The sequence below is a fragment of the Candidatus Palauibacter sp. genome (assembly GCF_965216145.1).
Taxonomy (GTDB): domain Bacteria; phylum Gemmatimonadota; class Gemmatimonadetes; order Palauibacterales; family Palauibacteraceae; genus Palauibacter.
In genome coordinates this window covers 3112383-3129124 of sequence record NZ_OZ244149.1, presented here as the reverse complement: position 1 = coordinate 3129124, position 16742 = coordinate 3112383, and the positions used below count along the sequence as shown (strand labels likewise).

17 protein-coding genes and 1 pseudogene are annotated in these 16742 nt (G+C 67.6%); 8 read left to right on the top strand and 10 right to left on the bottom strand.

Features of this window, described 5'->3' with window-relative positions:
• Nucleotides 1–9: 9 nt before the first annotated feature.
• Nucleotides 10–1101: an S-methyl-5-thioribose-1-phosphate isomerase gene (gene mtnA, locus ACOOHF_RS13300; RefSeq protein WP_420462081.1), complete on the top strand. Its 1092-nt coding sequence runs from the start codon at nt 10–12 to the stop codon at nt 1099–1101.
• A gap of 136 nt (nt 1102–1237) precedes the next feature.
• Nucleotides 1238–2458, top strand: coding sequence for a hypothetical protein (locus tag ACOOHF_RS13295; protein ID WP_420462080.1), 1221 nt, complete (start codon nt 1238–1240; stop codon nt 2456–2458).
• A 131-nt stretch (nt 2459–2589) separates the two neighbouring features.
• On the opposite strand, the gene ACOOHF_RS13290 is transcribed toward ACOOHF_RS13295, so the two are convergent.
• Both ACOOHF_RS13290 and ACOOHF_RS13285 read right to left on the bottom strand, forming a co-directional pair.
• On the bottom strand, nt 2590–3675 hold the full coding sequence (locus tag ACOOHF_RS13290; protein ID WP_420462079.1) for a RelA/SpoT domain-containing protein: 1086 nt from the start codon (nt 3673–3675) through the stop codon (nt 2590–2592).
• Between the two features lie 75 nt (nt 3676–3750).
• A complete protein-coding gene (locus ACOOHF_RS13285; protein WP_419935317.1) occupies nt 3751–4305 on the bottom strand; it encodes a DinB family protein in 555 nt (184 codons plus the stop codon).
• Nucleotides 4306–4511: 206 nt separating this feature from the next.
• On the opposite strand from ACOOHF_RS13285, the gene ACOOHF_RS13280 reads away from it, so the two are divergent.
• Nucleotides 4512–5423, top strand: coding sequence for a hypothetical protein (locus ACOOHF_RS13280; RefSeq protein ID WP_419935316.1), 912 nt, complete (start codon nt 4512–4514; stop codon nt 5421–5423).
• Between the two features lie 79 nt (nt 5424–5502).
• Here ACOOHF_RS13280 and ACOOHF_RS13275 read toward each other — a convergent pair whose 3' ends face one another.
• Complete coding sequence (locus ACOOHF_RS13275) at nt 5503–5901, bottom strand: type II toxin-antitoxin system VapC family toxin (protein ID WP_420462078.1); 399 nt, start codon at nt 5899–5901, stop codon at nt 5503–5505.
• On the bottom strand, nt 5898–6182 hold the full coding sequence (locus ACOOHF_RS13270) for a type II toxin-antitoxin system Phd/YefM family antitoxin (RefSeq protein ID WP_420462077.1): 285 nt from the start codon (nt 6180–6182) through the stop codon (nt 5898–5900). Before ACOOHF_RS13270 ends, ACOOHF_RS13275 begins: the two co-directional genes overlap by 4 nt.
• Before the next feature lie 181 nt (nt 6183–6363).
• Here ACOOHF_RS13270 and ACOOHF_RS13265 point away from each other — a divergent pair, with 181 nt between their 5' ends.
• Nucleotides 6364–7317 carry an aldo/keto reductase gene (locus ACOOHF_RS13265; RefSeq protein ID WP_420462076.1) on the top strand — a complete coding sequence of 318 codons (954 nt, stop codon included), beginning with the start codon at nt 6364–6366 and terminating at the stop codon, nt 7315–7317.
• 63 nt (nt 7318–7380) lie between these two features.
• On the opposite strand, the gene ACOOHF_RS13260 is transcribed toward ACOOHF_RS13265, so the two are convergent.
• The 4 genes from ACOOHF_RS13260 to ACOOHF_RS13245 all read right to left on the bottom strand — a co-directional run bounded on the left by ACOOHF_RS13260 (nt 7381) and on the right by ACOOHF_RS13245 (nt 12964).
• On the bottom strand, nt 7381–10641 hold the full coding sequence (locus ACOOHF_RS13260) for a WD40/YVTN/BNR-like repeat-containing protein (RefSeq protein ID WP_420462075.1): 3261 nt from the start codon (nt 10639–10641) through the stop codon (nt 7381–7383).
• 130 nt (nt 10642–10771) lie between these two features.
• A complete protein-coding gene (locus tag ACOOHF_RS13255; RefSeq protein ID WP_420462074.1) occupies nt 10772–11878 on the bottom strand; it encodes a hypothetical protein in 1107 nt (368 codons plus the stop codon).
• Between the two features lie 230 nt (nt 11879–12108).
• The gene (locus ACOOHF_RS13250) at nt 12109–12231 is read right to left on the bottom strand and encodes a hypothetical protein (protein WP_420462073.1); all 123 of its coding nucleotides are present in this window, start codon (nt 12229–12231) and stop codon (nt 12109–12111) included.
• Between the two features lie 4 nt (nt 12232–12235).
• The gene (locus tag ACOOHF_RS13245) at nt 12236–12964 is read right to left on the bottom strand and encodes a hypothetical protein (RefSeq protein ID WP_420462072.1); all 729 of its coding nucleotides are present in this window, start codon (nt 12962–12964) and stop codon (nt 12236–12238) included.
• A 43-nt stretch (nt 12965–13007) separates the two neighbouring features.
• Here ACOOHF_RS13245 and ACOOHF_RS13240 point away from each other — a divergent pair, with 43 nt between their 5' ends.
• The 3 genes and pseudogenes from ACOOHF_RS13240 to mazF all read left to right on the top strand — a co-directional run bounded on the left by ACOOHF_RS13240 (nt 13008) and on the right by mazF (nt 13850).
• The gene (locus ACOOHF_RS13240) at nt 13008–13178 is read left to right on the top strand and encodes a hypothetical protein (protein WP_420462071.1); all 171 of its coding nucleotides are present in this window, start codon (nt 13008–13010) and stop codon (nt 13176–13178) included.
• 91 nt (nt 13179–13269) lie between these two features.
• Nucleotides 13270–13398, top strand: a pseudogene (locus tag ACOOHF_RS13235) (AbrB/MazE/SpoVT family DNA-binding domain-containing protein); the annotation flags it as partial.
• A 122-nt stretch (nt 13399–13520) separates the two neighbouring features.
• Nucleotides 13521–13850, top strand: coding sequence for an endoribonuclease MazF (mazF, locus tag ACOOHF_RS13230; RefSeq protein ID WP_420462070.1), 330 nt, complete (start codon nt 13521–13523; stop codon nt 13848–13850).
• Nucleotide 13851: 1 nt separating this feature from the next.
• Here the strand turns inward: mazF and ACOOHF_RS13225 are convergent, their stop codons facing one another.
• Nucleotides 13852–14487 (bottom strand): amidase family protein, encoded by a 636-nt coding sequence (locus ACOOHF_RS13225; protein WP_420462069.1) that lies wholly within the window; start codon nt 14485–14487, stop codon nt 13852–13854.
• A 91-nt stretch (nt 14488–14578) separates the two neighbouring features.
• Entirely contained in the window at nt 14579–15685 is a 1107-nt protein-coding gene (locus tag ACOOHF_RS13220) for a helix-turn-helix domain-containing protein (RefSeq protein WP_420462068.1), read from the bottom strand.
• Nucleotides 15686–15859: 174 nt separating this feature from the next.
• Here ACOOHF_RS13220 and pheA point away from each other — a divergent pair, with 174 nt between their 5' ends.
• Nucleotides 15860–16732: a prephenate dehydratase gene (gene pheA, locus ACOOHF_RS13215; protein WP_420462067.1), complete on the top strand. Its 873-nt coding sequence runs from the start codon at nt 15860–15862 to the stop codon at nt 16730–16732.
• Nucleotides 16733–16742 lie beyond the last annotated feature (10 nt).

The following is a 16742-nucleotide window of genomic DNA, read 5'->3' as shown; positions in this document are numbered from 1 at the left end:
TTGCGCACCATGAACCATCCCCCGTGGCCGATCCCCGAGACCATTCGCTGGGCCCGTGAGGGGACGAGCGCGCTCATCCTCGACCAGACGCTCCTTCCCGGAGTGTTCGAGGAGAAGGAACTCTCCACGCTCGACGACTTCGTGGAAGCGATCCGGAACCTGCGGGTGCGTGGCGCGCCACTGATCGGGATCACCGCCGCCATCGGCCTCGCGGCTCTGGCGCGGCAGTCCGCCGCCGAGAGGGTCACCCCGGACGAGCTGCGGGCGCGGTTCGCCGGCTGGGCCGACCGGCTCGGAAACGCGCGCCCGACGGCGGTCAACCTGCTGTGGGCGATCCGCCGCCTGCGGGCCTGTCTCGACGCGGCGGACGGGACCGCCGGGGAGCTGGCCGCCCTGCTGGCGGACGAAGCCGACGCGATCCATGATGAGGACCGCCGCATGTGCCGGGCGATCGGCGAGCACGCGGCGACGCTGCTCGCGGACGGCGAGGCGGTCATCACGCACTGCAACGCGGGTTCGCTCGCGACCGGCGGCATCGGCACGGCGCTCGCCCCCGTGTACGTCGCGGCCGAGGCCGGCCGAAAGGTGCGCGTGTTCGCCGACGAGACGCGCCCGCTCCTGCAGGGGAGCCGCCTCACGGCTTGGGAACTGTCACGCGCCGGGATCGAAGTGACCGTGCTCGCCGACAACATGGCCGGATCGCTTTTCGCCACGGACCCGCCGGACATCGCGTTCGTCGGCTCGGACCGCATCGCGGCCAACGGCGACGTGGCGAACAAGATCGGCACCTACCCCCTGGCCGTGCTGGCCGACCGCCACGGGGTCCCCTTCTATGTGCTGGCGCCGACGTCCACGGTGGATCTCGGCGCGCCGACCGGCGCGGACATCCCCATCGAACATCGGGACCCTGATGAGGTCCGCCGCGGCTTCGGCCCCCTCCTCACACCCGAGGCGGCCCGGATCTACAGCCCCGCCTTCGACATCACACCGCACGAACTCGTGACCGGGATCGTTACCGAACGAGGCATCCACCGCCCGCCCTACACCGGTTCCCTCGCCGCCGCCGTGGCCGAAGCCGAAGCGGAGCGCCGGAGCGGGTAGAGCCACGCGGAGAACGAATCGCGATCTTTCTCTCCGCGCGGCGCGCTTGCCGCCGGCGCAACCCTGCGGAAACGGTAGCGTGTCTAACGACCGTCGCGACCTGTCTCAAGGGACAGGTCCAATCCCGGAGGGACCGATGACGACCCGCTTGTGCAGCGAGACTCCGTCCGGCCTCGCGCAGTCGCTCTTCCTCGCTACCGTACTGGCCGCAGGATGCGGCCCGGACGCCGTGCCGGGCGGGGGCGACATCACGACCACGGTGGATACGGTCGGCGGCGTGATTCGCGTGGCCAACACCGGGACTCCGCCCCAATGGGAACTCACGCGGGTCGTGTCGATCGGGCCGAGGTCGCTGACGGCTGTGGAATCCCCCGAGGAGTTCGGAAGGGTGACCAGTGCCGCCCTCGGGCCGGATGGCGCCCTGTTCATCGCGGACGACGTGAACGACGAGATCAAGGTCTTCGGTCTGGACGGGGCCCACCGGCGCACGTTCGGCCGGTTTGGGGAGGGTCCGGGGGAGTTCAGCGGTCTCTATTCCCTGGCGTGGGTCGGAGACCGACTCCTGACGCTCGACTTCGGAGTGGGACGGATCGGGGAGTTGTCCGCTGAAGGAGCGTGGCTCGGCCAGCGGGACGTTCCGAGCGGCTTCACCGGTTCGCCGTCGCAGCTTCGCTTCTTCCCCGTGGGACCGGATGAGGCCTTCGCCGCTGGTTTGCGGACGGGCCCGGCGGGCCTGGAGCTCGTGTTCGTTGGCCACGACAGTCGTGGCGTGACAGGTGATACGCTGTCATACATGCGATCGCCCGCAGCTGCCGGCTCCACGATCATCTGCCGCTACGAGGGGGGCATCAGCGCCTTCGAAGTTCCCTTCCGGCCGCGTCTTGTCCAGCATCCCGGCGGCGGCGGCGTGATGTTCGTGGCGTTGACGGATGCCTATCGGATCGCGGTGACCCGCGGCGATGGGGATACCCTGCGGGTGATCGAGCGCACGCTACCCCCCGAGCCGGTGTCCGACGAGGAGTGGGCGGCCGCCAATCAGGCGTTCGAGGCGTTCCGCGCAGACTATCCGGATGCTTCCTGCGATCCGCGGCGTCCCGACCGCCCGGACGCCAAGCCCTTCATCGCGGCCCTCCACGTCGCACCCGACGGCAGACTCTGGGTGGAGGTCGTCCGAACGGCCGGCAACCGCTGGGAGTTGTTCGACGTAGAGGGCCGACTCCTCGCCAGTCTCCCCGTCCGCCCGCAGAAGGAGCGCGCCGCTCCCGCGTTCGGCTCGGAGCACATGGTCACGATCCGGCGGGACAGCCTCGATCTGGACCATGTGGACGTCTGGCGGATCGATCCCGGAGGCCGATAGCCGTTCGAAGCCGCCGCCAGCCGCCGTGGTGCGCGACTGGGAAACGTCCCCTCGCCCTCGTCCAGCGTCCATTCGGGAAGCTCTATGCGATCGAGGGACACGTTCGCGCAGGCCGCCGCTCAGGTATCCGGCTATCGCCGGTGCAGAGGGTGTCCAGGCAGGTGTACCTGTCTCCGCGTCGCAAGATCAAGCTCCTTGATGAACAGATCGGTGTCGAACAGGTAGTTCGGGTACGCAGCCCGCAGGCTTGCCACGGAGTCCATTGCGACAAGAACGACCTCGGCGCCATCGATCCCGCGGATTTCTTCTTCTCTCTCTTCGTATAGTCCCGCGGCCCTCGTGAGTTGGGACTTCCTGAACCCTCTTACGGCCATGGATCGCTGATCAGGCCTTCGCTCCAGGAGGAAATAGTGGCAGTAGGACGGGAGCCGCTCTGGTACGTAGCTGATGAACGTCCGATAGTCATCCAGCGTGGCGACGACATTGAGATCGTTCGCGAGCCCCACCAGTGAGTCACGTAGCTCGACCGGATCGGAAGGGGTTTCCGGAACCACGGGCGAGCGCTCCTTGATCGCGAGCCAGGACCCGGCCAGAGCGAAGAACCGCAGCCAGTCCGCATTCCCCTCGCTGGACTTGAGAGCCTGGTCCCTGATGGCTCCGGCCGTCTCGACAGCGGTCGCCCAGGCGTGTTGGAGCTTCGAGCGAAGCTGTATCTCGATCCGGAGCCCGTTGTATGTGTCGTTCCTGTCGCTTCGATAGCGGTACACGAGGTGAACGCCTCGGTAGCCGGACGGCTTGGGCCACTGGATGTAGTCCACCTCTCGGATGAGTTGGTGCTTCATCTTCGAGCGACGGTGCGCACTCCACAGTTCCCGAACCGCCACAGGGCTGCCGAGGATGGCACGACAACCAGCGATGTCCTGCATCCGCGACAACTTCATGTCGGGGAACCGCCGCAACTTGGCGATCGTAGCCGGGGCCCGCTTCAGGCGCTGGGAGACGATGGCGTCGGGCTCGATGCTCCTCGCCCGCTGCCGTAGCCCCATCTGCATCGTGTTGAGCGGAAAGCTGTGCGCCGCACGCCAGTTGTTCAGGACCGCGAGTTCATGGCGGGTGTCCGGCTCGCCCCGCCCGTTTCCCACCCAACCCGTGACAGCGAGCTTCTTCCCGGCGCGGTCGACCTCGCCTCGTGAGTAGAGCGGTTGAATCCAGTCCATGATGGTGGAACGCTATCCTCGCGTGTCCGCGGCCGCCACCAGATGGCGACATGTCAGGACCGGATCGCGAGTGTTCTATCGTTCGTGCTGCAGGATGGGGAGGTAGGCGCTCCAGGGCCCGACTTCACCCTCGAACTGGTGTGCGACGACGCGCGTGATCTGGGCGATGTGGTTCAGGTCATGGACGGCCCAGGTGGCCAGCAGTTGCCGCAACGTGACTTCGCCCAGTTCCGGGTGAAGGCCTCCCGCGTCGAGCTCCGCCCCGCCCTCCATCACCTCCCGCAGCGCCGTGAGCCCGGTCTCGCGCAGGGCCTCGAGTTCGCCTAGCAGTTCGTCCAGCGAGCGGCCTTGCGTTCGCTCGATATGCGCGAAGCGGTCGAACGGCGGAAACGGGCGCTCCCGACCGTGCGCGAGGATCCAGCGCGCCCGAGGGATCCAGTCGTCGATCTCGCCCTGGATCAGGTGGCCGAGGACGCTGAAGGGGCTGAACGTCCCCTCCCCCTCGTCCGCGTGCAGGAGTTCGGGCGGCAGGTCCTCCAGCAGAACCCGTACCGTCCCCGGCGTACGCGTGAGGAGCGTGAGGATCTCCTCCGCGAGCGCGTCGTCTCCCACGATCGTTTCTTCCGTCACCTGAACTCGCCTCCCGAGGACTCCGTCTCCGAATGCGGGCCCGAACCCAGTGCAGGACCTCCGCCTCCCCTGACCCGTCGGATCGCGGGCCCAAACGGAACTGCAACCCGCCTTCTTTGCAACGGGGCTCCGGACCCGCATCCTCCTGCCACCCGACGACCGGCCCCCAGCGGCCTCACCCTTCGCGCGAGGCGAGATCTTCCGCCGTGAGCGACACACCAGGCCCCCGACACGCCCCCCGGGAACCGGACTCCAGCCGGTTCGTGGAGCGGCTGCGCGGCGAGGCTCCGACGGCCACCGTTGAACTGCGCCCGCCCCGGAGCGGGCTCACGCGCGGCGGGGCGATGGACATGTGGATCGACCTCTCGCACGCGATCCGGGGCCTCGCGGCGCGCGATGCGTTCCTCATGCTCACGGACAGCGCCGTGGGGGAGGAGGAGGAGGAGAACCTGCAGCACCTCACGGCCAACCTCGCCAACGAGGTCGAGCCGTGGCGCGTCGTCCCCTTCCTGACCTGCCTCCATCCGCTCGACTACTGCCTCCGCTACGGCGACCGGGCGCGGACGCGCGGCGTGGAGAGCCTCACCGTGACCGGGGGCGATCGTGTGCGCGGGGCGGCGCGCTGCGTTCCGCATGGGTACATGCTGCGACACCAGCTTCGGGACCGCGCGCCGGGGCTGTCTCTCGGCGGCTGGGTCAACCTGCACCGCCCGATCGCCGAGCAGATCGGCTTCGCCACGGACCCGGAGTACGAAGCGGACTACTACCTAACCCAGGTCGTCTCACACCACGACCTGGCACGTGTGGAGCGGTGGCTCGTGAGCGCGGAGCGGGAGGGCCTCGCGATCCCCGGCTCGTTCGGTGTCTTCTATTACCGGAACGGCCGGCGGAGGGTGCTGGAACGCCTGTCCCGGTTCTTCCCCGTGCCCGTGGAAGCGGTGGCCGCCGCGTTCGAGGCGGGCGTCACGCCGGAACGGCACTGTGCGGAGACGATCGTCGCCCTCCGGCGCCTGGGCGCGGCCCACGTCTATCTCTGCAACCTCACCCCACACCACGCCGCCATCCAGTTCGACCGCATCATGGCCGAGGTCGGCACGCTCGAAGCCATCGATCACTGACCCTTCGCCGCGGCGCGGGCCCACGCGTGCCCGCGGGAACGGCGCCCGGCTGACTCGAAGGGGACCCCGCCGAACCGCGCTATTCGGTCGCGTCCATCCGGTTCAGCTTGCCGGGCCAGTCGAGGATGCGCCGGTCAGCGGTGATTAGTTCATGCCCTTCGAGGGCGGTGGCAACGATCAGCCGGTCGGCGGGGTCGCCGTGCAACCCGGAAAGCAGTCCCGCCCGTACGCCAATCAGGCCGCTGACCGGGATTTCCACGAGTCCCTGAGTGAGAAGGTCGCGACGCCAGGCCTCCGGGTCCACGAGGAGATCGAGCCCTCCGCCGTGGACGCGCATGGCGACTTCCCAGAAGGATATGGCCGAGACCGCCACCCGTCTGCGGGGCAATGCACGCTCGACCATCCGGCGGGCACGCCGCCCGAGCCGATGGTCTCCACGCCTGTGCCATAGCAGGACGTGCGTGTCGAGCAGGATCAAAAGAGATCCTCACCGTCGTCCTCCCCATCATCCCACCACTCTCGGGGCATGGGCCCCACGATATCACCATGGATTCGGATGATGTCGCGATCGCGCCCGAACCAAAGCCCGGGTCTGTCGGTACAGGGCACGAGCTTCGACACGGGGCGGCCGTTCTTCGTGATCACGATCTCCTCGCCGGTCGCGGCGACCTCATCCATGAGCCTGAGACATTTCGCCTTGAACTCCGATGCCTTGATGGTCCGAGGCACGCCCGCGGGCCCCTCGTGGTCCCCTTCCATACGTCCGCTCCCAGTCTGTGAAACCCCGTCAACGCACCCTCAATAGAACCATGGTCATGACCATGGTCAAATACTGACCTGAGATTGTGCAGCGGCTGGGCCGCATGAAGTGTTTAGCTTCCCATCGGCCCTGTCCGGCTTGATGCGTTCGGTCCAACCCCAGCACGAGGAAGATTCGACGATGGTCACTCGACGCGACTGGCTCCGGTCCACCGCCGCCGCGGGCGCGGCCCTCTCCCTGAACCCCCGCATCCTGCGCGCCTTCCAGGGCCAGGAGATGATCACGCGGCCCGTCCCCTCCACCGGGGAGGAACTGCCGATCGTCGGACTCGGAAGTTCCGCGACCTTCCAGCGCGTGGCGCGCGGCGACGACGTCACGCAGCTCGAGGGGGTAATGCAGGCGCTGGTGGACGGCGGCGGCACGGTGTTCGACACCGCCCCCGGCTACGGCTCCTCCGAAGAGGTGGCGGGGGCCATCTGCCAGAACCTCGGGATCTCCGAGCGCATCTTCTGGGCGACGAAGGTGAATGTGGCCGGGCGAGGGGGCGGCTCCGCGGACCCGGACGCGGCGAGAGCCCAGATCGAGCAGTCGTTCGAGTACTTCGGCGTGCCCGTCATCGACCTCATCCAGGTCCACAACCTCGGAGACCCGCCGGTGCAGGTGGGGATTCTCGAGGAGCTGAAGGCGGCGGGCCGCGTCCGCTACATCGGGATCACGAGCACGAGCGAACGCCGGTACCCGGTGCTTGCGCAGACCATGCGGGACTATCCCCTCGACTTCATCGGAGTCGACTACGCGGTCGACAACGTGACTGCGGCCGAGGAGATCCTGCCGCTCGCCGCGGAACTTGGAATCGGCGTGCTTGTGTACGTGCCGTTCGGGCGCACGCGGCTCTGGTCGCGGGTGGGCGACCGCGAAGTGCCGGAGTGGGCGAGCGAGTTCGACGCCCATTCGTGGGCCCAGTTCTTCATCAAGTTCGCGGCGGCGCACCCCGCCGTGACCGTGGTGACGCCGGCGACGAGCAGGGCGGAGCACATGGTCGACAACCTCGGCGGCGGCATGGGACGGCTCCCCGACGAGGATCAGCAGGCGCGTATGATCGAGTACGTGAGCCAGCTTCCCGAGGCCGGCTGACGCTCTGACTGGAGCCCTGGCGGCGCGTTCTCGCGGGAACGTCGCCGCCGGGCCGCCAGCCACTCAGGAGACGAGTTCGACCGTTTCGTCGGCGGGGTCCACCGGATCCAACCCCAGGCGTTCGAGTTCGCGGTTCACCGCCGCGAGTTCGTTCGCCCACACCTCCTGCAGGCGGCCCGTGTAGCCCTCCAGTTCGGCCACCATGATCTCGAACACCTCGTACATCCCGCTCCCGGGCCGCCCGTCGCCGCGCTCCGACATCGAGAGCAGGTTCGCGAGCCGGTTGTTGACCCGGATCGGGAAGTTGAGCGGGTCCTGATTGCTGCGGTTCCGCACCTGGTAGATGTTGCCCTCGACCTCCGAAGCCGCTGCCGTCAACGCCCCGGCGGCGTCCGCCAGCCCGGCGTCATCGGAGGCCTCCAACCGGTCATCGAGCTGCGCCTTCACGCGCCGGATCGCGATGACCGCCGAGTTGGCCTCGTCCACCCGTGCCTGGATCCGCATCCCGAACTCGAACTGTTCCTGCATGTCCTCGTCCGTCACGCCCTCGATCCACGGGTGTCGGGCAACCTCCACCTCGGTCGTCCGCACTGCGCCGTCGGCGGTCAGACGCACCGTGTATGTCCCCGGCGGCACGGTCGGCGCCATCGTGCGCACGCCCCACAGGATCATTCCGGGGAAGGTCGCGGCCGGATCGGTGCGCAGGTCCCAGTTGAGCATGTTGAGACCCGCTTCCGCGGGCATCGCCGGCCCCGCCCAGCGGTCGCGGGCCGGGGGCGCCGGCTCCGCACCCTCCACCGTTGCCGAGTCCCCCTCGGCAGCCGCCGAATCCCCCTCCGCCGCCGGATCAGGACGCGCGGCCGGCTCGTAGGTGCGCAGCACCTGCCCCGACGCGTCGAGGATCTCGAGACGTGCCTCCTCCGGCGTATCTCTCAGCCACCACGAGAGCGTCGCTCCGTTCGCCGACCGGTAGGCCATCGGGGAATCGAACAGGACCACCGGCTCGTCGGTCATGCCGGCCCGCGCCTGCCGCAGCGGCGCCAGGTTGTCCAGCACCCAGAAGCCGCGACCGTGGCTGGCGATGGCCAGTTCGTTGTGTTCCACGATCACGTCGGAAACCGGCACGTCAGGGAACCCCGGGTTCAATTCCTGCCAGTGCGCCCCGTCGTCGTACGACACGTACATGCCGTGCTGCGTCCCGGCGTACAACAACCCCTCGCGGTTCGGGTCCTCGCGCACCGCGTGCACGTAGGCGTCTCCCCGGATCCCGTCCGCGATCTTCGTCCAGGTCGCCCCGTAGTCATCCGTCTTCCAGATGTAGGGCGCCAGGTCGTTGAGCAGCGGCTTCCGCACGGAGACGTAGGCTCGTCCCGCCTCGAAGGCCGAGGCGTCGATCTGGCTCACCCGCCCGAACTCCGGCATGTCCGGCGGCGTGACGTCCGTCCAGGTCGCGCCGCCGTCGCGCGTCACGTGCACGAGTCCATCGTCGGAGCCCGTCCAGATCACATCGATGTCCACCTTGCCGGGCCCGACCGAGAAGATCGTCGCGTACACCTCAGGCCCGTTCATATCGCCGGTGATCGGCCCGCCGGAATGGCCCAGCGTCATGGGGTCGGCGCGCGTCAGGTCGCCGCTGATCGCCTCCCAGTCGTCGCCCCCGTTCGTCGTCTTCCAGAGCCGGTTGGAGGATACGTAGAGGACGTTCGGGTCGAGGGGCGAGAAGATGATGGGGAAGGTCCACTGCCAGCGCTCCACCATCTCGCTGGCGGGCTCGCCGGAATAGAACCAGGGATACGGATTCACCTCGCGCGAGATGCCCAGCCGCCGGTTGAAGCGGTCGATGTAGCGCCCGTTGTTCGTCCCCGAGAAGAAGACGTCGAGGTCCTTCGGGTCCGGCGCGATGTAGCCGGGTTCCCCGCCCCCGGCGCGGTACGCGACCTCCATCGACCCCTCGGTGATGCTCCGGGACTCGCTGCCGCCGAAGCCCGGCGCCTCGCCCAGACCGAATCGACTCGCGTTCCAGGCCGAGGGCAGGCAAAGGGTGCTGTTGTCCTGCTGCGAACCGCAGACATGGAACGGCACGTGGGCGGTGGTCACCCCGTGATAGAACTGGGAGGTGGAGAACTCCTGGTCCGTCCAGCGCTGCCCGGTGTCGAAGCTGACCGCGCCGCCGCCGTCATTGGCCACGATGAGGTGCGCGGGGTCCTCGGGGCTGATCCAGAAGTCGTGAAAGTCTCCGTGCGTCCCGTTGTTGATGACCTCGTACGTCTCGCCCCCGTCCGTGGAGTGGAAAAGCGAGGTGTTCTGCACGTACACGACGTCGGGATCGTGGTGGTCGGCGAAGACGTGCGTGTAGTAGAAGGCGCGCTGCCGGATCCGGCGCTCGTCATTGACCAGCGCCCACGTCTCGCCGCCGTCCTCACTGCGGAAGAGGCCGCCGTCCGCGTGCTCGAAGAGGGCGAACACCCGCCCTGAGTTGGCGCTCGACACCGCGAGCCCGATCCGGCCCACGACACCCTCGGCCGGCATGCCGGGGTTCCGCGTGATCTCCGTCCACGTGTCGCCCCCGTCGGTGCTCTTGAACATCCCGCTCCCGGGGCCGCCCGACGACATCGTGTACTCCTTCCGGAACGCCTCCCACAGGGCAGCGTAGAGCACGTCCGGGTTGTTGCGGTCGAGGGCGATGTCCACCGCGCCGGTCCGCTCATCGCGGAAGAGGATCCGCTCCCAGTTGTCGCCACCGTCCGTGCTCCGGAAGAGGCCCCGCTCCTCGCTCGGCGCACCGTATTTCCCGAATGAGGCGACGTAGACGATGCTTGGGTCCGTGGGATGGATGCGGATCTTCGCGATCCCGTGAGATTCGGCGAATCCGACGTGCTCCCACGTCTCCCCGCCGTCGCGGCTCCGGTAGACGCCATCGCCCGGCATGATGTTGCCGCGGATGCACGTCTCGCCGGTACCGATGAAGACGAGGTCGGGGTCCGTCTCGGAGACGGCGACCGCGCCCACCGAGGCCGAGGAGATCTTGAAGTCGGTGACGGGGACCCAGTTCTCGCCCCCGTCCGTCGTCTTCCACAGCCCGCCGCCGGTGGCGCCGAAATACCCCTCCTGCGGTCGGCCCACGACGCCGCTGACGGCGATCGACCGCCCTCCCCGGTCGGGTCCGAGGTTCCGCCAGCGGTATCCCGCCAGGAAGGCCGAATCCAGCGTGACCGCTCCGAGTACGACGCCCTGCGCCGTCAGCGGGGCGGGGCCGCCGGGAGCTTCGGCCAGTACGAAGAGGGAGAGTGCCAGCAGCGAAACGATGAGACGCCTGCGGTTCATGGCGTGGCTCCAAGCGTGGACGGGTCGTTAGCCGAGAGAGATCCTTCGCCGAAGATAGGCCGGGCTTCCGCAGCGACGGAAGGTGACGAGCGTCCACCGGGAGCCCTCCAACCGCGGTTCCCCGGAGCCGTCATCTCCCTTCGGGGACCTCCGCGCCCACGTCCTCCGGCTGCTGAAACGGGAAGATCACGACGGACTCCACTCCGAGCGCATCCTCGCGGGTCCCGAGGAGGTAATCGGCGCCAAACTCCCAGACGTTCAAACCGGGAACCGGCTCGAAGTGGCATAGGAAACCGCCATCTGCCTCGAAGACGAGCCAGCCCGGCGACTCCTGGGGCTTCGGGTAGCGGCGGACCCAGACGCGGCCATCCCTTCCCACGGCGATTCTGCTCAAGGCGGGGAAATGGTCGGCGACGGGGCGATCCTCGCTCACCATGAGGTCGGTGACGGGATTCCTGCCCTCCTCTCCGCCCCGCCGCTCCACGTAGTCCGCCCGCCAGGCGTTCACGTGAGCGGCCGTGACATCCCGGTCGCTGTCGTGCCAGCGAATGATGCGCCGCAACCGAAACTCATTGTCCAGCAGCTGCACCTCCGGGTCGCGGCCGTTGGCCACGGCGATCGTTGTACCGGTCGCATCCACGGACGGCGCGGCCTCGAACAAGGGGTCCAGAACGAAGTTGATGGGCCCGGTCGGCGGACCGTATCGACGCCCTTCCAGCGCCATCAGCGTGCCGATCAGCTCCCCATCCCGCGTGTGGGCGTCTACAAGGACATCCCGCGGCGTGCGGTAATCGTCCCCTCCCCCTTCCCTGCGCACGTTCACGGAATACCCGTTCGACAGCACTCCGCCGCTGCTGCTCGGATTCGCGTACGCGGGGTTCGGCCGGACAAGCCGGACGAACTCGCCCGCGACCGTGAAGACGTTGAAGTGCCACGGCCGGGAGTTACCCACCCAGAGCGTGTCCCCTGGGAGCGCCCACATGAGGTACGGATCGCGGAACTCGCCGGGACCCTCGCCTTCCCGCCCCATCGACGCGACGTACTCCCCCATCGGGTTGAAGATGCGGACGCTCTTCGTCCCCCGGTCAGCGACGGCGACGGAGCCATCCGAGAGCCGTGCGACGCCCCGCACCATATAGAACTGGTAGCGATCGTCGTCGGCCGCGTCTCCCACGGCGAAGATCGGTTCGCCTCCGCCGGTGCAGCGCCGGTCCGAGTTCAGCGGGTCGTTCGTCACAATGACGACATCGGCGCTGTCCACAACGACCGGGCGCCTGGGTCGCCCCTCGCCTGGCCCACACCCTGCGGCCGTCGTCGCGATTGTCGCGGCCAAGACCAGAGCTCGATGTCTTGGGTTCATGTCACGTCCCTCCGCCAGGCGAGTCCCCAGGGCCGACCACCAGCCATCAGCCAGACCAACGCAACTGGCGAGCGATTGGTTTCGCAGCCCCATGCCGAGCGTTTCGTCTAGCGCGGCGGGGCCGGGGTGCTGAGCTCGTACATGACCACCGACTCGATGTCGAGGGCGTCGCGCCGAGACCCGAGGATGTAATCGGCTCCGAACTCGTAGGCGTTTTCGAGTCCGGGCATTCGATCAAGATGGCAGAGGAATCGACCGTCCGGTTCGAAGACCAGCCAACGGGTGGTCTCTTGTGGCCTCCGATAGCGCCGTACCCAGATCCGCCCGGGTCACCTCCCGGTCCTCGTCGATCCAGCGGATGATCCGGCTCACCCGAAACTGCTCGTCCAGAAGCCGGACCTCGGGATCCCGGCCCGGAGTGATGGCGACCGTGGTGCCCCCGGCGTCGACGTCCGGCTCTCCATCGAACATGGGGCTGAACTTGAAGTTCGGCGCGGATTCCACGGAACCGAATCTTCGTCCCGGGAGCGTCGTGAGCGTGTGGGCGAGGGTCCCGTCCGGCCCGTGCGCCTCGATGACGTATTCTCGCGGCGTGCGAAAATCATCCCGATCCGCGTAGTCGTCCCTCTGGTTGATCGAGACGCCGTTCGACAACACACCGCCGCCATGGCCCGGATTCAAGTAGTGCGGGTCGGGTGTGACGAGTCGAATGAACTCCCCATCGGGGGAAAAGACGTTGAATCGCTGCGGTCGGTAGTCCCCCATCCACAGCGTGTCGCCGGGGAGGGCCCAGAGGAACCAGGGGTTGCGGAACTCCCCCGGTCCCTCGCCACGCCCGCCCATCGAGCGCAGGAATTCGCCGGCTTCGCTGAAGATGCGGCCGCGCTGGTCGCGCCGATCCATGACCGCCACGGACCCGTCCGAAAGCCGCGCCATGCCGCGGAGGCTGTAGAAACCCGGCACACTCCACGGGGTGCTCGGTGAACTGGCGGACCGGCGGATCAATATGCACAAGATCGAATCGCGGCCCGCGAAGAGTAGCCTCGGCCAGTACATCTTTCTCATCGACATGGCGGGACACCGGGTAGATCCCGTCGTGGCGGATGCGCTCGAGAGCATCCGCGCCCGCGCGTCGTTCTTCAAGATTCTCGGTTCCTACCCCCGCGCCTCCTCCTGACTCCCAACCGTCGGAAGCATGTCGGTTCAAGAGTTGACGATGGCCGCTTTGGGATATCTATTGTAGATCCAATTCCAACAGGAGATGACCCGTGGGCGCCCGATCACATGTTGCCAGGTGGGGAAGCAGTCTGGCCGTTCGCATTCCGAAGCCGGTGGCAGAGCAATGGGGTGTCCGCGAGGGATCCAGAATCGAGATGGTGCCGCGTGGCGACCGGTTGGTGATGCGCAAAGACGCCCATGACCTCGACGAGATGTTGACCCGGATGTCGCCGGAGACGCTACACGACGAGGTCGACACGGGACCCGCTCGAGGCAGGGAGGTGTGGTAGAACCACCACATGTGCCTGACGCAGGGGATCTCGTATGGCTTGCCTTCACGCCGCAGGCCGGGCACGAGCAGGCCGGACATCGGCCCGCACTCGTTCTCAGCCCCGGAGCCTACAACCGCAAGAGCGGCCTGGCGCTCTTCTGTCCCATCACGTCACGGCGGAAGGGCTATCCCTTCGAAGTTGCGCTTCCCGCAACGGGAGAGGTTACCGGAGTCGTGCTGGCCGACCAGGTGAAGAGCCTGGACTGGCGCGCCCGACGAACGCGGTATGTATGCAAGGCCTCGCCGGCCCTGGTGGGTGAAGTTCTGGCCAAACTGTCGGTCCTTCTCGGCCAGCCCTGATTCACTCCCGCAGTTCAGCGGAAGATGATGCCCCGACCCGGGGCGGCGTGCCCAGCCGCGTCAGGTGCGTGCCTAGCACGGATTCCACGGCGGCCGCCTGCGCGAGGACGGCGAGGTCCGCGCCGGCCCGGCCCATCAGCTGCAGGCCGGCGGGCATCCCCTCTCCGTCCAGCCCGGCGGGGAGGCTGATCGCGCACAGGTCGAGCATGCTGGCGGGGCACGTCCCCGAGAGCATGAGGCGGTTCGCGTCGCGGTAGGCCCCGAGTCGAGAGAGGGCCGCGAGCGGCGGCGGCGCAATCGGCAGGGTGGGCGTCGCGAGGAGGTCGATCCGCTCCGAGGCGAGGCGGGCGTGGACGACGGCGGAGAGGCGGCGGCGCTCGTGGAGAGCGGCCAGATAGTCGAGCGCGCGCACGTCGCCCGCCGCCCCCAGACGCTTGCCGGCGATCGGGTGCAGGAGCGGAATCCACTCCGGCAGGTCGCGCTCGAGGAACCCCAGGAACTCCGGTTGTACGATCTGGCCATCGAAGTAGCGTTCCCCCGCCTCGTCGAGTTCGGGCATGTCGATTTCGATGACCGTGGCGCCCGCCGCACGCAATTCGGCCAGCGTGTCCTCGACGACGTTCAACTCGATACCCACCGGCGAGCGCGCGCCATGCCCTTACACGGTGCGATTCAATGATGACGTTCGTGTCGACGAGTACCGTGCCACCGTGGCGCGTCATGCTCCCTCACAGCTCGACAGGTGCCGGGACGCCGTGCGCCGCGAACACCTCCATCACACCTTCCACAGGGAGGTCGAGCACACCGGCCATGCGCCGCATGGAGACATGGCCTCGGTCGACGGCCAGGCCCGCCACTTCGGCGAAGGGCTTCGAAAACAGAGCGGGCGCGACATCGTCAGCGAATTCGCGTCCGTTGTTTCGCAGTCTCTCCGGGGGCAGTGCACGCGCTGCCGATTTCGTCAACCGGCGAAGCGCCACCAGTCGCCACATCAGAGCCGAGGCGGTCACGTGCAGTTCGTCTCCGGCGGCATTCAGGCGAGCGACCAGTTCCTGCTCGCTCGAGTGCCGCCAATCGCCAAAGCGGTCCAGCGCCGTCCTCGGCATGAGCACCGCCCCCGCGAAGTTGTTCGCGAGCTGTTCGACGCGTCGGCCACCCGTCTCCAGGGCCTCTTCCAGGTGTTCGGGCGGCATCGTATCCCACGTGAGGAGGTGAAACAGTTCGTGCGCGAGGTCGTAACTGCGACGCCCCACAACCTCGTGGCGCGCAATCAACACCACGTCCAGTTCGGGAAGGCGGCAGGCTGCGCCTGAAATGCCTCGACGGGTTTCCACCATGAGGACGAGGATGCCGAGGTCACGCTCCATGACGCTGGCCAGGCGTGTTGCGGGCACGGAACCCAGCTCGAAGTCGGCGGCGAAACGTTCGCCTGCCTCCATCGCGGTCTCATAGCTGGAACCACGAGTGAGCCCCAAGGTGCGGCGCAATAGCGGAGTCCTCCGCTCGACCCGCGGCGCAAGGTTGCGGAACGCGGCGATCCAGCGCCCGGCCCGGTGCTCGTACTCTTCGAGCTGGTGGGTATCCGCGCCCTCGTGCCGCCACGAAAAGCGGCCTTCACCGACGAGGCGAAAGGGATCTGTGAAGTAGTCGAGCGGTGCGCCCAGCTTCTCCACCACCTGCACCAACTCTTCGGCCGTTACGCGCCGCACCCCAGTCTCAATAGCCGAGATGGTCTGCCGGTCCTTGAATCCCATCAGCCGGGCGAGATCTTCCTGGCTAAGCTGATTCTTCTGGCGCAGAGCCCGGATCCGGGCACCAATCAAAGTGGCCGTCATGATACCTTGATCGAAGTGTTCGTGTCTTGCATTATGTAGATAGCAAGCAGTTTATGCAAATAGATCTCCGCAAGCAACCGCCCGCGTCGGACTCTTGCGGATCCATACCGCTTGCACCGCTTCCCCGCCGTTGACGTATCTTTTGCGGATGAAGGACATACAGGATCGGCGGACATGCCAGAGATAGAAGCCGCCCGGCGGAGCCCGACCGCCCGGGTCAGGGTCGGCTTTCTCGGGCCGCCCGGGACGTTCAGCGAGCAGGCGGCGATGGAGTACGATCCCGCCGCGGTCCACGTCGCGTTCGGGGACATCGCCGGCGTCGTGCGGGCGGCGGACGACGGAGAGGTCCAGGAGGCGATCGTCCCCCTCGAGAACAGCACCGAAGGTGCCGTGACGCTGACGACCGACCTCCTCGTCCACCACACCGACCTCAAGATCCGGCGGGAAGTCGTGGTTCCGATCCACCACTGCCTGTTGACGGCGCGAGATGTCGCGCTGGAGGAGGTACGGGTCGTCTACTCGCATCCCCAGGCGATCGCTCAGTGCCGGGGCTACCTCGCGCGTCACCTGCCCGGGGCCGAACCGGTGGCGTCGTTGAGCACAGTGAGCGCTGTTCGTGACATGAAGGCCGCGGGTCGGACCGCAGCCTCCATATCAAGCCGACGCGCGGCCGAGGTTCTCGGAGCCGTCGTATACGCGTCGCGGATTGAGGATGTCTCCGGCAACCGTACTCGGTTCGTGGTGCTGGGGCGCGGGGATCACGAGCCGACGGGGAGGGACAAGACCTCGATCTGTTTCGACTTTTCGGCCGACGGCCCGGGCACACTCCACGGCGTACTCGGAGAGCTGGCGGACCGGCGGATCAACATGTTCAAGATCGAGTCGCGTCCCGCGAAGAGAAGTCTCGGGCAGTACATCTTCCTCATCGACATGGCTGGACACCGAAAAGATCCCGTCGTGGCGGAGGCGCTCGAGAGCATCCGCGCGCGTGTGTCCTCCTTCAAGATCCTCGGTTCCTACCCATGCGCCGCCGATCCGGCGCAGTGAACGTCGGCCC

What these genes read in the sequence shown, in the direction of transcription:
- ACOOHF_RS13240 (WP_420462071.1), top strand. Translation starts at nt 13,008, where the DNA reads ATGCACAAGATCGAATCGCGGCCCGCGAAGAGTAGCCTCGGCCAGTAC.
- ACOOHF_RS13260 (WP_420462075.1), bottom strand. Translation starts at nt 10,641, where the DNA reads ATGAACCGCAGGCGTCTCATCGTTTCGCTGCTGGCACTCTCCCTCTTC.
- ACOOHF_RS13265 (WP_420462076.1), top strand. Translation starts at nt 6,364, where the DNA reads ATGGTCACTCGACGCGACTGGCTCCGGTCCACCGCCGCCGCGGGCGCG.
- ACOOHF_RS13250 (WP_420462073.1), bottom strand. Translation starts at nt 12,231, where the DNA reads ATGCCCGGACTCGAAAACGCCTACGAGTTCGGAGCCGATTACATCCTC.
- ACOOHF_RS13290 (WP_420462079.1), bottom strand. Translation starts at nt 3,675, where the DNA reads ATGGACTGGATTCAACCGCTCTACTCACGAGGCGAGGTCGACCGCGCC.
- pheA (WP_420462067.1), top strand. Translation starts at nt 15,860, where the DNA reads ATGCCAGAGATAGAAGCCGCCCGGCGGAGCCCGACCGCCCGGGTCAGG.
- mtnA (WP_420462081.1), top strand. Translation starts at nt 10, where the DNA reads ATGAACCATCCCCCGTGGCCGATCCCCGAGACCATTCGCTGGGCCCGT.
- ACOOHF_RS13220 (WP_420462068.1), bottom strand. Translation starts at nt 15,685, where the DNA reads ATGACGGCCACTTTGATTGGTGCCCGGATCCGGGCTCTGCGCCAGAAG.
- ACOOHF_RS13270 (WP_420462077.1), bottom strand. Translation starts at nt 6,182, where the DNA reads ATGGAAGGGGACCACGAGGGGCCCGCGGGCGTGCCTCGGACCATCAAG.
- ACOOHF_RS13295 (WP_420462080.1), top strand. Translation starts at nt 1,238, where the DNA reads ATGACGACCCGCTTGTGCAGCGAGACTCCGTCCGGCCTCGCGCAGTCG.